Here is a 12,939-nt window from a genome sequence, read left to right as displayed (position 1 = left end):
GGCGTGCCCACCGCACACCCGTCCGGTTGGGCCCATGCGGACGGTGCGCTGCGCGGGCCGCACTGGCTGCGTGAGCCGAGCGACCCCGACGCACTGGTCCCGCTGCTCTGGTCGCGGACGGCGACGAAGTCCGACGGCGTCCTGAGCGTCGGCGGGGTTCCGCTGCCCGAGCTGGTGCGCGAGCACGGCTCGCCGGCGTACGTCCTCGACGAGGCCGACTTCCGTGGCCGCGCCGCCGCCTTCCGGGACGCCTTCGCCGAGTACGACGTCTACTACGCGGGCAAGGCGTTCCTCTGCACGACCGTCGCCCGGTGGCTCGCGGAGGAGGGGCTCTCGCTCGACGTCTGCTCGGGCGGGGAGCTGGCTGTCGCAGAGCGGGCCGGGTTCCCCATGGAGCGGGTCGGCTTCCACGGCAACAACAAGACCCTTGGCGAGCTCGAACGCGCCGTCGAGCTCGGAGTCGGCCGGGTCATCGTGGACTCCTTCCACGAGATCGAGCGCCTGACCGGCGTCGCCGACCAGCTCGGCCGGACGGTCGGGGTGATGGTGCGGGTGACCGCCGGCGTCGAGGCCCACACGCACGAGTACATCGCAACAGCCCACGAGGACCAGAAGTTCGGCTTCTCGATCGCCAGCGGCGATGCGCTCGAGGCCGTCCGCCGCGTGCACGCGGCCCCCGGCCTGCGGTTGCTCGGCCTGCACTCCCACATCGGCAGCCAGATCTTCGACACGTCCGGCTTCGAGGTGGCCGCCCGGCGCGTGCTCGCGCTGCACGCCCGGGTCATCGAGGAGGTGGGCGTCGTGATGCCCGAGATGGACCTCGGCGGTGGCTTCGGCATCGCCTACACGACCCAGGACGACCCCTCCGACCCCGCCCAGCTGGCGACCGAGATCACCAAGATCGTCGAGCACGAGTGCCGCGCCCTCGACGTCGCGCTGCCGCGCCTGTCGATCGAGCCCGGGCGCGCGATCGTCGGCCCGTCGATGTGCACGGTCTACGAGGTCGGCACGGTCAAGGAGGTCGCGCTCGACGGCGGGCTCGTGCGCACCTACGTCTCCGTGGACGGCGGGATGAGCGACAACATCCGCACCGCCCTCTACGACGCCGACTACTCCGCGACGATCGCCTCCCGCCCCTCCGGAGGCCAGTCCGCGCTGTCACGGGTCGTGGGCAAGCACTGTGAGGCCGGCGACATCGTGGTCAAGGACGAGTTCCTGCCCGCCGACGTGCGCCCCGGTGACCTCGTCGCCGTGCCCGGGACGGGCGCCTACTGCAGATCCATGGCGTCCAACTACAACCATGCCCTGCGTCCTCCGGTGATCGGAGTTCGGGACGGGAAGACTTTCACCGTCCTGCGACGAGAGACTGTCGCCGACCTGTTGGCGACCGATGTGGGTGTTTCTTCATGAGCGAGGGTGACAAGCGCACCTTGAAGGTGGCCGTGCTCGGCTGCGGTGCGGTCGGCTCCCAGGTGGTGCGGCTGCTGTCGGAGCAGCACGACGACCTGGCCGCCCGGGTGGGCGCGCCCGTCGAGCTCGTCGGGGTCGCCGTACGACGCCTCGACGCGCAGCGCGACGTCGACGTGCCCGTGGGCCTGCTGACGACCGACGCCCACGGTCTGGTGGCACGCGACGACGTCGACCTCGTGGTCGAGGTCATCGGCGGCATCGAGCCCGCCCGGTCGCTGATCCTCTCCGCGCTCGACAACGGCGCGAGCGTGGTCACCGCCAACAAGGCGCTGCTCGCCGAGGACGGCCCGACCCTGTTCGAGGCGGCCGCCAAGGCCGAGCGCGACCTCTACTACGAGGCGGCCGTCGCGGGTGCCATCCCGATCCTGAGGCCGCTGCGCGAGTCGCTCGCCGGTGACCGCGTCACCCGGGTGCTGGGCATCGTCAACGGCACCACCAACTTCATCCTCGACAAGATGGACACCTCGGGCGCCGGCTTCTCCGAGGCGCTCGAGGAGGCCCAGGAGCTCGGCTACGCCGAGGCCGACCCGACCGCCGACGTCGAGGGCTTCGACGCGGCGGCCAAGGCGGCGATCCTCGCCAGCCTCGCCTTCCACTCGCGGGTGACCGCCGCCGACGTCCACCGCGAGGGCATCTCGGAGGTCACCGCCGCCGACGTGGCCAGCGCCCGCGACATGGACTCGGTCGTGAAGCTGCTCGCCATCTGCGAGCTCCGCCCCGGCCCCGACGGCCAGGAGCAGGTGGCCGCTCGCGTGCACCCGGCGATGATCCCGCGGTCCCACCCGCTGGCCAGCGTCCGCGAGGCCTACAACGCGGTCTTCGTCGAGTCGGAGGCTGCCGGGCAGCTCATGTTCTACGGTCCCGGAGCCGGCGGCGCGCCCACGGCCAGCGCCGTGCTCGGCGACCTCGTCACGGTCGCCCGCAACCGCCTCGCCGAGACGCGAGGAGCCGGTGAGTCGGCCTACGCCGACCGCGCGGTGCTCCCGATGGGGGAGACGCGGACCCGCTACCACGTGGCGATCGACGTCGACGACCGCGCCGGCGTGCTCGCCGCGGTGGCCAACGCCTTCGCCGACCACGACGTGTCGATCCAGACCGTGCGCCAGGAGGGCCGCGGGGCCGACGCCCAGCTCGTGGTCGTCTCGCACGCGGCGCCTGACTCGGCGCTGAGCGCGACGGTCGACCAGCTGCGCAACATGGACATCGTCCGCGAGGTCACCTCGGTGATGCGCGTCGAGGGAGGGGACGAATGACCGCCAGCGGCATGGCCGACCGGGTCGGCACCCACCAGTGGCGCGGCGTGATCGAGGAGTACCGCGACCTCCTCGACCTCCCCGAGGGGATGGCCGCCGTGACGCTCCGCGAGGGCGGCACCCCGCTCGTCCACTCCGAGTGGCTCTCCGGCCTCACCGGGGGAGAGGTGTGGCTCAAGGTCGAGGGCGACAACCCGACCGGCTCCTTCAAGGACCGCGGCATGACGGCCGCGATCTCCCATGCCTTGCACCTCGGCGCCGAGGCTGTGGTCTGCGCCTCGACGGGCAACACGTCGGCGTCGATGGCGGCGTACGCCGCGAAGGCAGGCCTCAAGCCGCTCGTGCTCATCCCCGAGGGCAAGATCGCCGCCGGCAAGCTCGCCCAGGCGGTGGTGCACGGCGCCCAGGTCATCATGGTCCGGGGCAACTTCGACGACTGCCTGTCGATGGCCATCGGCCTGTCGAAGGGCTACGCGGTCGAGCTGGTCAACTCGGTCAACCCGGTCCGCCTCCAGGGACAGAAGACGGCGTCGTTCGAGATCGTCGACTTCCTCGGCGACGCCCCCGACGTCCACCTGCTCCCGGTCGGCAACGCCGGCAACATCTCCGCCTACTGGCTCGGCTACCAGCAGTACGCCGACCTCGGTCGCGCGACGAGGCGCCCGAGGATGCTCGGCTTCCAGGCCGAGGGCGCGGCACCGCTCGTGACCGGTGAGCCGTTCCCCGACCCGGAGACCAAGGCGACCGCCATCCGGGTCGGCAACCCCGCGTCCTGGCACCTCGCCGAGCAGGCGGCCAAGGAGTCCGACGGCGGCTTCGCGGCGCTCTCGGACGCCCAGATCCTCGCCGCCCAGATCGAGCTCGCCCGCAACGACGGCGTCTTCGTCGAGCCCGCGTCCGCCGCCGGTGTCGCCGGCCTGCTGGCCGCGCTCGAGTCCGGGCAGGTCTTCTCCGGCGCCACGGTGGCGATCACCGTCACTGGCCACGGCCTCAAGGACACCGCCACCGCGCTCGAGTCCTGCGGGGACATCGTCGACACGGTCGTCGACGCCGACGTCGACGCGGCGGCAGCCGCAGCCGGCCTCTCCTGATGGCCCAGTTCGTCGACGGTCCGGTGCGGGTCTCCGTCCCGGCGACCTCGGCCAACCTCGGCCCGGGCTTCGACAGCCTCGGCCTCGCGCTGTCGCTGCGCGACGAGCTCGAGGCGGAGGTGCTGCCCGACGGGCTCGTCGTCGAGGTCGAGGGCGCCGGCGCCGACGGTGTGCCCCGCGACGAGACGCACCTGGTGGTCCGCTCGATGCGCGCCGCCTTCGAGCTGATGGGGGAGCAGCCTCCCGGCCTGCGCCTGACGTGCCGCAACGTCATCCCGCACGCCCGCGGGCTCGGGTCGTCGTCCGCCGCCATCGTCGCGGGGGTCGTCCTGGCGCGGGCGCTCGTGGCGGGCGGTCAGCTTCTCGCCTCCGACGAGGCGCTGTTCGACCTCGCCGCCGACCTCGAGGGCCACCCCGACAACGTCGCGCCAGCGTTCTACGGCGGGTTCGTGATCTCCGGTCGCGAGGACGGACGCTGGTACGCCGTCCGGGCCGGGGTCGACCCCCGTGTCTCCGCCGTCGTGTTCGTGCCGCCCACGGGGGTCGAGACGAAGGTCGCACGCGGCCTGCTGCCCGACGCCGTGCCCCACGCCGACGCGGCGGCCAACTCCGGCCGCGCCGCGCTGCTGGTCGCCGCCCTCAACGGGCAGCCCGAGCACCTCCTGGCTGCCACCCGCGACTGGCTCCACCAGGACCAGCGCGAGCCCGCGATGCCCGAGACGCTGGCGCTCGTACGACACCTCCGCGCCGAGGGCGTGCCCGCCGTCGTCTCCGGCGCCGGCCCGACCGTCCTGGCCTTCGGCCCCGCCGACGCCGCCGGCCTCCTGGCCCGCTGCCCGAACGGCTGGACGCCGCACCAGCTCTCGATCGACGTGGACGGCGCGCGGGTCACCTGACAGCCGCCCGTCGGCTCGGCCCCTGGTGAGGTCGTACGCCGTCGCCCACGCACGCGCAGGGCTGGGGGTGGCGGCCCGCGACAATCCCGCGGCGTCATCTGATGTCGTACGCCGCCACCTTGGCGGAGGCCCGGCTGAGGGTGGCGGCTCGCGACAGTTCCGCGGCCGCATCTGATGTCGTACGCCGCCACCTTGGTAGCCGCCCGGCCGGGGGTGGCGGCAGCTCGCACGCGCGGTAGTCGAATGCTTGGGATGTGCCGCCACCCCCCGGGGGCGCGCGACGCACTCCAGCAGTTCGGCACCGAGGTGCCTTCCGACGGCCGGGTGCCTGCTAGCCTGACCGCGCGCCGATCGGCGTACCTGCCCGTCCCCGTCCTCGCGATGTCTCGAGGTCCGCGTGGACGGGACCCACCATCCGCCTCACCGGCCGTTCGACCGGTCCGGGAGGCGACGCGACGTGCGAAGGATCCACGTGACCGAGACCCCCGCTGCTCCCGCGGAGAACGCTGCCACCAAGCCTGCGAAGAAGTCGGGTGGCCTCAGCTCCATGCTGCTGGCCGACCTGAAGTCGATGGCCGCGGGCCTCGGCATCGCCGGCGCGGGCTCGATGAAGAAGGCGCAGCTCGTCGACGCCATCCGGGCCAGCCAGTCCGGCGGCTCGACCGGCACGACCGCCGCCCAGCCCGCCGCCCAGCCCGCCGCCCAGCCCGCCGCCCAGCCCGCCGCCCAGCCCGCCGCGGAGCCGGCGTCAGACGCGGACGCGCCCCAGGCGGCCGCCGAGCCCGCACCCCAGACCACGGTGCGCACTCGCACCCGCAAGCAGCGCCAGGCCGAGCAGCAGGCCGAGCGGACCGAGCAGAAGCCCGAGCAGCGGGCGGAGCAGGCGGCTGAGCCGGCCACCGAGCAGAAGCCCGAGAAGTCCGAGCAGAAGTCCGAGCAGAAGTCCGAGCAGAAGTCCGAGCGCAAGCCCGCGAGCCAGGACCAGAAGAAGTCCGACAAGAAGCAGGACCAGAAGCAGGATCAGGGCCAGAAGCAGGGCAAGCAGAACCAGCAGAACCAGCAGAACCAGCAGGGCCAGCAGAACCAGCAGGCCAAGCAGGACCGCGACCAGAACCGCCAGGACCAGAACCGCCAGGACCAGAGCCGGCAGGACCAGGCCCAGCACCAGACGGACGACGACGAGGACGGCGAGGGCGGCAGCCGTCGCAACCGCCGCCGTCGCGGTCGCGACCGGACGACGACCCGACAGGGTGGCGGCCGCAACGAGCCCGACACCACGATCCTCGAGGACGACGTCCTGGTGCCGGCCGCCGGCATCCTCGACGTGCTCGACAACTGTGCGTTTGTGCGCACCTCGGGCTACCTGCCCGGCCCGGAGGACGTCTACCTGTCGTTGTCGATGGTCCGCAAGTACCACCTCCGCCGCGGTGACGCCGTCGTCGGCCAGGTGCGCCAGCCGCGCGAGGGGGAGCGTCGGGAGAAGTTCAACCCGATGGTCCGCATCGACAGCGTCAACGGCAGCGAGGCCGAGGGTGCCAAGGAGCGCCCGCAGTTCGCCGACGCGGTCCCGGTGCACCCGCACCAGCGGCTGCGCCTGGCCTCCGACGCCGACCTGATCGGCCGCGTCGTCGACGTCGCCGCGCCGGTCGGCAAGGGCCAGCGTGGCCTGGTCCTCGCGCCGCCGCGGACCGGCGCCACCACGCTCCTGCAGTCGATCGCCCAGTCGGTCACGGCCAACAACCCTGAGTGCCACGTCATGGTGGTCCTGGTCGACACGCGCCCGGAGGAGGTCACCGACTACCAGCGCGCCGTCAAGGGCGAGGTCGTCGCGTCGACCTTCGACCGTCAGCCGGCCGACCACACCCTGGTCGCCGAGCTGGCCATCGAGCGCGCCAAGCGCCTCGTCGAGCTCGGCCACGACGTGGTCGTCCTGCTGGACTCGCTCACCCGTCTGGGGCGGGCCTACAACCTCGCCGCACCGGCCAACGGCCGGGTGCTCGCGGGCCTCGTCGACGCCTCCGCCGTCCACCCGACGAAGGAGTTCTTCGGGGCCGCCCGCGCGGTCGAGGACGGCGGCTCGCTGACGATCCTCGCGACCGTGGCGGTCGGCACCGGCTCGGCCACCGACGAGTTCTTCCTCGAGGAGCTCTCGGGTGCCGCCAACCTCGAGCTGGTGCTCAGCGCCGAGCGCGCGTCCAAGGGCATCGTCCCCGCCGTCGACGTGGCGGCCTCCGGCACCCGGCACGAGGAGAAGCTGCTCGCCCCGGCCGAGGGCGCGGTCGTCGGCGACCTGCGCAAGCAGCTCGCCGCCGCCGACTCCCCGCAGGCCGTGACGAAGGTCGTCGGCTCCCGCTGATCCGCGGTCCCCGAGCGGGAATCCACGGATTGGCGCCGTTGTTCACACCGGTGGCACACTTGTGCGCCGGCTCCGGTTCACGTCATACGCGATCCACGCGGGCGACCCGGAGCAATTCGAGAGGACACCATGAAGAAGGACACCCACCCCGAGTACGTCGAGACCCAGGTGACCTGCACCTGTGGCGCGTCGTTCACCACCCGCAGCACCGCGACCTCCGGCTCGATCCACGCCGACGTCTGCTCGCAGTGCCACCCGTTCTACACCGGCAAGCAGAAGATCCTCGACACCGGCGGCCGCGTCGCCCGCTTCGAGGCCCGCTACGCCAAGAAGGCCCCGGCCGAGAAGAAGTAGTCCACGCCAGGCGCCGGTCTCCCGCTCACCGCGGGTGGCCGGCGCCTTGTCGTCTGCAGGTCGTCTGCAGGTCGTCTGCCCACCAGGACCCACTCGAGGAGACCCGTTGTTCGAAGCCGTCGACGGCATGCGCGAGGAGCACGCCGACCTCGAGCGGCGCCTCGCGCTCCCCGAGACCCACGCCGACCAGCGCCTCGCCAAGCAGCTGAACCAGCGCTACGCCGAGCTGACGGCCGTCGTGGCGACCTGGCAGGAGTGGCTGCGCCTGGGCGACGACATCGAGGCCGCACGTGAGCTGGCCTCCGACGACCCCGCCTTCGCGCAGGAGGCCGACGACCTCGCGAAGCGGCGCGACGCCGCCGAGGAGCGGTTGCGCCGGCTGCTGGTGCCCCGCGACCCCTCCGACGGCAAGGACGCGCTGCTGGAGATCAAGTCGGGGGAGGGCGGCGAGGAGTCGGCGCTCTTCGCGGGCGACCTCCTGCGGATGTACTCCCGCTACGCCGAGACCCGCGGCTGGAGCGTCGAGGTGCTCGACGCCACGGAGTCCGACCTCGGCGGCTACAAGTCCGTCACCGCGGCGGTCAAGGCCCGGGGGACGGTCGAGCCCGGCCAGGCGCCGTACGCCCTGCTCAAGTTCGAGGGCGGGGTGCACCGCGTCCAGCGGGTGCCCGTCACCGAGTCGCAGGGACGGGTCCACACCTCCGCGGCGGGCGTCCTGGTGATGCCCGAGGCCGAGCAGGTCGACGTCGAGATCAACGACAGCGACCTGCGCATCGACGTCTTCCGCTCCAGCGGCCCCGGCGGCCAGAGCGTCAACACGACCGACTCCGCGGTGCGGATCACCCACGTGCCCACCGGCATCGTGGCGAGCTGCCAGAACGAGAAGAGCCAGCTGCAGAACAAGGAGCAGGCGATGCGGATCCTGCGGGCCCGGCTGCTGCAGGTCGCGCAGGACGCCGCCGACGCCGAGGCCAGCGAGGCCCGCCGGTCGCAGGTGCGCACGGTGGACCGCTCGGAGCGGATCCGCACCTACAACTACCCTGAGAACCGCATCTCCGACCACCGCACCGGCTACAAGTCCTACAACCTCGACCAGGTGCTCGACGGCGACCTCCAGCCGGTGCTCGACTCGTGCGTGGAGGCGGACATGGCCGCCCGGCTCGCGGCCCTGGAGTCCTGAGTGCGCGCCAGCCTCGCGCGGCGGGAGGGGGCCGCTCGGCTCCGCGACGCCGGCGTCGCCTCGCCGGAGCGTGACGCCGACCTCCTCCTCGCCCACCTGCTCGACGTGCCCCTGGGCCGGCTCCCGCTGGTCGACGACCTCGACGACGTCCAGCACGAGGCGTACGACGCCCTGCTGGCGCGCCGGGCGGCCCGCGAGCCGCTCCAGCACCTGACCGGCACGGCGGCGTTCCGCCACGTGGAGCTGGCGGTGGGCCCGGGGGTCTTCGTGCCGCGGCCCGAGACCGAGCTGCTGGCGGGCTGGGCGATCGAGCAGGCGTTCGCCGTCTCGCACACCCCGACCGTGGTCGACCTCTGCACCGGCTCCGGGGCGATCGCCGCGGCTGTGAAGGACGAGGTGCCCCACGCCGACGTGCACGCGGTCGAGGTCAGCCCCGAGGCGTTCCGCTACGCGCAGGCCAACCTCGCCGACGTCGACCTCCGCCTCGGTGACGCCTTCGCCGCGTTCGACGACCTCGCCGGTGCGGTGGACGTCGTGGTCTGCAACCCGCCCTACGTCCCGCTCGAGGCCTGGGAGTCGGTCGCCGTCGAGGCCCGCGACCACGACCCGCACCTCGCCCTCTTCTCCGGACAGGACGGGCTCGACGCGATGCGGCTCCTCGAGCGCCGCGCGGCCGCGCTCCTGCGGCCCGGGGGAGTGGTGGGCGCCGAGCACGCGGACGTCCAGGGCGCCTCGGCGCCGGGCGTGTTCGCGGCGACCGGACGGTGGCTCGAGGTGCGTGACCACCTCGACCTCGCGGGTCGACCGCGCTACCTGACCGCGCGGCTGGCACGATGAGCGACGTGGACAGGCTTGCGACCTCGACGGAGGAGGAGCGGGAGGCGGCGGTGACCGCCGCCGCCGGCGCCGTACGACGCGGGGACCTGGTGGTCATCCCCACCGACACCGTCTACGGCATCGCCGCCGACGCGTTCTCCCACGAGGCCGTACGACGCCTCCTGGAGGCCAAGGGCCGCGGCCGCGAGATGCCGCCGCCGGTGCTCGTCTCCGCCGCGACCACCCTCGACGCGCTCGCCGAGAGCGTGCCGACGTGGGCGCGCACCCTCGTCGAGGAGTTCTGGCCCGGGCCGCTGACCCTCGTGTGCCGCCAGCAGGGCTCGCTCATGTGGGACCTCGGGGAGACCCGCGGCACGGTGGCGGTGCGGATGCCCGACGACGAGGTGGCCCTCGCCGTCCTCGAGCGCACGGGCCCGCTGGCGGTCAGCTCGGCCAACCTCACCGGCCGCCCGGCCGCGACCGACGCCGACCAGGCCGAGGAGATGCTCGGCGACGCCGTCGCGGTGATCGTCGACGCCGGCACGTCGCCCGGCGGCGAGGCCTCCACGATCATCGACGTCACGGTCCCCGAGGGCCGGGTGCTGCGGCTCGGCGCGCTGTCGCTGGAGCAGCTCAACGCGGCGATCGAGGAGCACGGGGTCGTGCTCGAAGACCAGGGCTAGGCCGGATGCGGGAGTACCTCCTCGTCTTCCTGGTCGCCCTGTCGGTGACCTACCTGCTCACGGTCGTCGCGCGGGAGATCGCGCTCCGCACGGGAGCCGTCGCCGCGGTCCGCGACCGCGACGTGCATGCCGAGCCGATCCCCTACCTGGGCGGGCTGGCCATGCTCGGCGGCCTCTACGCCGCCTACCTCGTCGCCCGCCACCTGCCGTTCCTGTCCACCAGCGAGGAGTTCGTCTTTCCCGACGCCGGGTCGGTGCTGCTCGCGGGCGCCCTCGTCTGCGCCGTCGGGGTGATCGACGACATCTTCGAGCTCGACGCCCTCACCAAGCTCGGCGGGCAGGTCCTCGCCGCCGGCCTGCTGGTCACGCAGGGCGTGCGGTTCTACTACTTCCCGGGCGCCGACGGCACGCAGTTCTCCCTCGACGACGTCCAGGGCGCCGTGCTGACCCTCGTCGTGGTGATCGGGACGATGAACGCCGTGAACTTCGTCGACGGCCTCGACGGGCTCGCCGCCGGCGTGGTGGGCATCGGTGCGTCGGCGTTCTTCCTCTACTGCTACTTCGCCTCCGCGCAGGCCAACCTCACCCTCGCCACGACCGGCGCGCTGCTGAGCGCCGCGCTCGCCGGCGCGTGCGCGGGCTTCCTGCCGCACAACTTCCACCCCGCCAGGCTCTTCATGGGCGACTCCGGATCGATGCTGATCGGTCTGGTGCTGTCGGCGAGCGCGCTGACGCTGACGGGGCAGTTCGTCGGGATGCCCGAGACCACCGGCAACAGCCTGTTCGTGACCGTGCTGCCGGTGCTGCTGCCGATCTCGCTGCTGATGGTGCCGATCGTCGACCTGGTCCTGGCCGTCGTACGACGCACGCGTGCCGGCCGCTCGCCGATGAGTGCCGACAAGCAGCACCTGCACCACCGCCTGCTGGAGATCGGCCACTCCCAGCGGCGCGCGGTGCTGATCATGTGGATGTGGGCCTTCACGATCGCCACCGGGGCCGTGCTGGTCAGCCTGTTCGACGACCCGCTGGTGTGGTGGAGCCTCGGCACCATGATCGTCCTGACGGTCGTCCTCACCTTCGTGCTGCCCAAGATGCACCGCCCGCGCAAGACCGGGCTCGGCGACACCGGGCTGCCCGAGAACGCCGGTGTCGAGGGGCGCGCCGAAGGACGGGTCGAGGGGCACGCCGACGAGCCCGTCCCCGGCTCCTGAATTCGGCGCCCCGACGACCTTGTGATAGTTTTCACGAGCAGGGAAAGCACCGTCCGTAGAGACCAGACAGGCCGCCGACATGACGACCGAGAGCAGCGCGAGCACCCGCCGCAGCAGCCTCGTGCCGGGCGTCCGGGTCGTCGTCCGAGCAGCCGGCCTGACGGCGCTCGCGGGGGTCCTCCTGGTGGTCGTCGCCGCCGTCGTGCACGGGGGAGAGGCCGCTGCGGCTGCCGCCGTCGGCGCCGGGCTGGTGCTCCTCGTGGTCTCCTTCGGCACGCTGTCGCTCCACGTCGTCGCGAGCGCGATGCCGTCGGCGTCGTTGCTCGTCGCGCTGGTCACCTACGCGACCCAGCTCGCGATCGTCCTGCTGGTCTTCCTCGCCATCACGCGTGGCGACGTCTTCGCCAGTGACCAGGCGCGCGGCTGGCTGGCCGCGGCGATGGTGCTCACGACGCTCGTGTGGACCGCGGCCCACCTGGTCCTGACCGCACGCGAGCGTGCGCCCTACTTCGACCTCCCGCCCGGGGGTGAGTCATGAGCACCGCGACTGATAATGTCCGCAGCGCCATGGCCGAGTCCGGTGCCACTTCCCCACGACCGTCACACAGCAGCGCACCCAGCTACCTGATCGCTGGCGTGTTCTTCTACGGAGCGGTCGGCTGGCTGCTGGACCAGTGGCTGGGCACCCGCTTCCTGGTGGCGGCGGGGGTCCTGTTCGGCGGCGGACTTGGCACCTACATGATTGTCGCGCAGCTCACCCGGCAGACGACCGGCGAACAGGCGCACGCCAGCACCACGACCAGCAACAAGACGAGCACTGAGGAGTCGGAGTGAGCATCACCCAGCCTGTCGCGGCAGAGGGCGGTTCGGAGTTCCACGCCCCCGGCCCCGCGAGCTTCGAACTGCCCCCGATCTTCGGCGACGTCACCAAGCCGATGGTGCTGCTGACCCTGTCGCTCGTGCTGGTGTTCGCCTTCTTCTACTTCGCCTCGCGCAGCTCGTCCCTGGTGCCGGGTCGCCTGCAGTTCGCCGGCGAGATGGTCTACGGCTTCGTGCGCAACAACGTGGCCCGCGACAACATCGGCAGCGAGCACTACATGAAGTTCGTGCCCTACCTCTTCACGCTGTTCACCTTCATCCTGGTGAACAACTACTACGGCGTGATCCCGTTCCTGCAGTTCCCGAGCTTCGGCCGGATCGGCTTCATCGTCCCGCTCGCGCTGCTCAGCTGGCTCATCTACATCGGCGCCGGGATCTGGAAGCACGGCGCGCTCGGCTACCTCAAGCACGCCACGATGCCCTCCGGTGTGAAGGGCCCGATCCTGCTGCTGCTGGTGCCGCTGGAGTTCTTCTCCAACATCCTGATCCGGCCCGTCACGCTCACGCTGCGACTCTTCGGCAACATGTTCGCGGGACACCTGCTGCTGATCCTGTTCGCCACGGGTGGTGCAGCGCTGCTGGCCAGCGGCAACATCCTGTACGGCGCGGTCGGCGTCCTCTCCTTCGGCCTCGGCATCGGCGTCAGCTTCCTCGAGATGCTGGTCATGTTCCTCCAGGCCTACGTCTTCACGCTCCTGAGCTCGATGTACATCGGCGAAGCGCTCGCCGACGAGCACTGATCCCCAACAA

At 72.2% G+C, this 12,939-nt stretch carries 13 protein-coding genes; all 13 read left to right on the top strand.

From position 1 onward, the window contains the following. Nucleotides 1-3 precede the first annotated feature (3 nt). Nucleotides 4-1,410: a diaminopimelate decarboxylase gene (lysA, locus tag AC3A3L_RS00855; RefSeq protein ID WP_487638141.1), complete on the top strand. Its 1,407-nt coding sequence runs from the start codon at nt 4-6 to the stop codon at nt 1,408-1,410. Next, on the top strand, nt 1,407-2,723 hold the full coding sequence (locus tag AC3A3L_RS00850; protein ID WP_487638140.1) for a homoserine dehydrogenase: 1,317 nt from the start codon (nt 1,407-1,409) through the stop codon (nt 2,721-2,723). The genes lysA and AC3A3L_RS00850 overlap by 4 nt, the downstream gene beginning before the upstream one ends. Then, nucleotides 2,720-3,814, top strand: coding sequence for a threonine synthase (gene thrC, locus AC3A3L_RS00845; protein WP_487638139.1), 1,095 nt, complete (start codon nt 2,720-2,722; stop codon nt 3,812-3,814). The genes AC3A3L_RS00850 and thrC overlap by 4 nt, the downstream gene beginning before the upstream one ends. Next, a complete protein-coding gene (gene thrB / locus AC3A3L_RS00840; RefSeq protein WP_487638138.1) occupies nt 3,814-4,710 on the top strand; it encodes a homoserine kinase in 897 nt (298 codons plus the stop codon). Before thrC ends, thrB begins: the two co-directional genes overlap by 1 nt. 472 nt (nt 4,711-5,182) lie before the next feature. Beyond that, complete coding sequence (gene rho, locus AC3A3L_RS00835; protein WP_487638137.1) at nt 5,183-7,066, top strand: transcription termination factor Rho; 1,884 nt, start codon at nt 5,183-5,185, stop codon at nt 7,064-7,066. Between the two features lie 129 nt (nt 7,067-7,195). Next, entirely contained in the window at nt 7,196-7,420 is a 225-nt protein-coding gene (gene rpmE / locus AC3A3L_RS00830) for a 50S ribosomal protein L31 (RefSeq protein ID WP_186341633.1), read from the top strand. Between the two features lie 106 nt (nt 7,421-7,526). Continuing rightward, nucleotides 7,527-8,600, top strand: coding sequence for a peptide chain release factor 1 (gene prfA, locus AC3A3L_RS00825; RefSeq protein WP_487638136.1), 1,074 nt, complete (start codon nt 7,527-7,529; stop codon nt 8,598-8,600). Further along, on the top strand, nt 8,601-9,437 hold the full coding sequence (gene prmC / locus AC3A3L_RS00820; protein ID WP_487638135.1) for a peptide chain release factor N(5)-glutamine methyltransferase: 837 nt from the start codon (nt 8,601-8,603) through the stop codon (nt 9,435-9,437). It abuts the gene before it with no gap. Then, nucleotides 9,434-10,099 carry an L-threonylcarbamoyladenylate synthase gene (locus AC3A3L_RS00815; RefSeq protein ID WP_487638134.1) on the top strand — a complete coding sequence of 222 codons (666 nt, stop codon included), beginning with the start codon at nt 9,434-9,436 and terminating at the stop codon, nt 10,097-10,099. Before prmC ends, AC3A3L_RS00815 begins: the two co-directional genes overlap by 4 nt. A gap of 5 nt (nt 10,100-10,104) precedes the next feature. Next, on the top strand, nt 10,105-11,310 hold the full coding sequence (locus AC3A3L_RS00810; RefSeq protein ID WP_487638133.1) for an MraY family glycosyltransferase: 1,206 nt from the start codon (nt 10,105-10,107) through the stop codon (nt 11,308-11,310). A 79-nt stretch (nt 11,311-11,389) separates the two neighbouring features. Beyond that, nucleotides 11,390-11,848: a hypothetical protein gene (locus AC3A3L_RS00805; protein WP_487638132.1), complete on the top strand. Its 459-nt coding sequence runs from the start codon at nt 11,390-11,392 to the stop codon at nt 11,846-11,848. Beyond that, complete coding sequence (locus AC3A3L_RS00800; RefSeq protein ID WP_487638131.1) at nt 11,845-12,144, top strand: AtpZ/AtpI family protein; 300 nt, start codon at nt 11,845-11,847, stop codon at nt 12,142-12,144. Before AC3A3L_RS00805 ends, AC3A3L_RS00800 begins: the two co-directional genes overlap by 4 nt. Continuing rightward, entirely contained in the window at nt 12,141-12,929 is a 789-nt protein-coding gene (atpB, locus tag AC3A3L_RS00795) for a F0F1 ATP synthase subunit A (protein ID WP_487638130.1), read from the top strand. Before AC3A3L_RS00800 ends, atpB begins: the two co-directional genes overlap by 4 nt. Nucleotides 12,930-12,939: the final 10 nt, after the last annotated feature.

This window comes from Nocardioides sp. Soil_C_8 (genome assembly GCF_057656315.1).
Note: the sequence above shows the minus strand (reverse complement) of the source record. Positions and strands in the feature narration are given on the sequence as shown.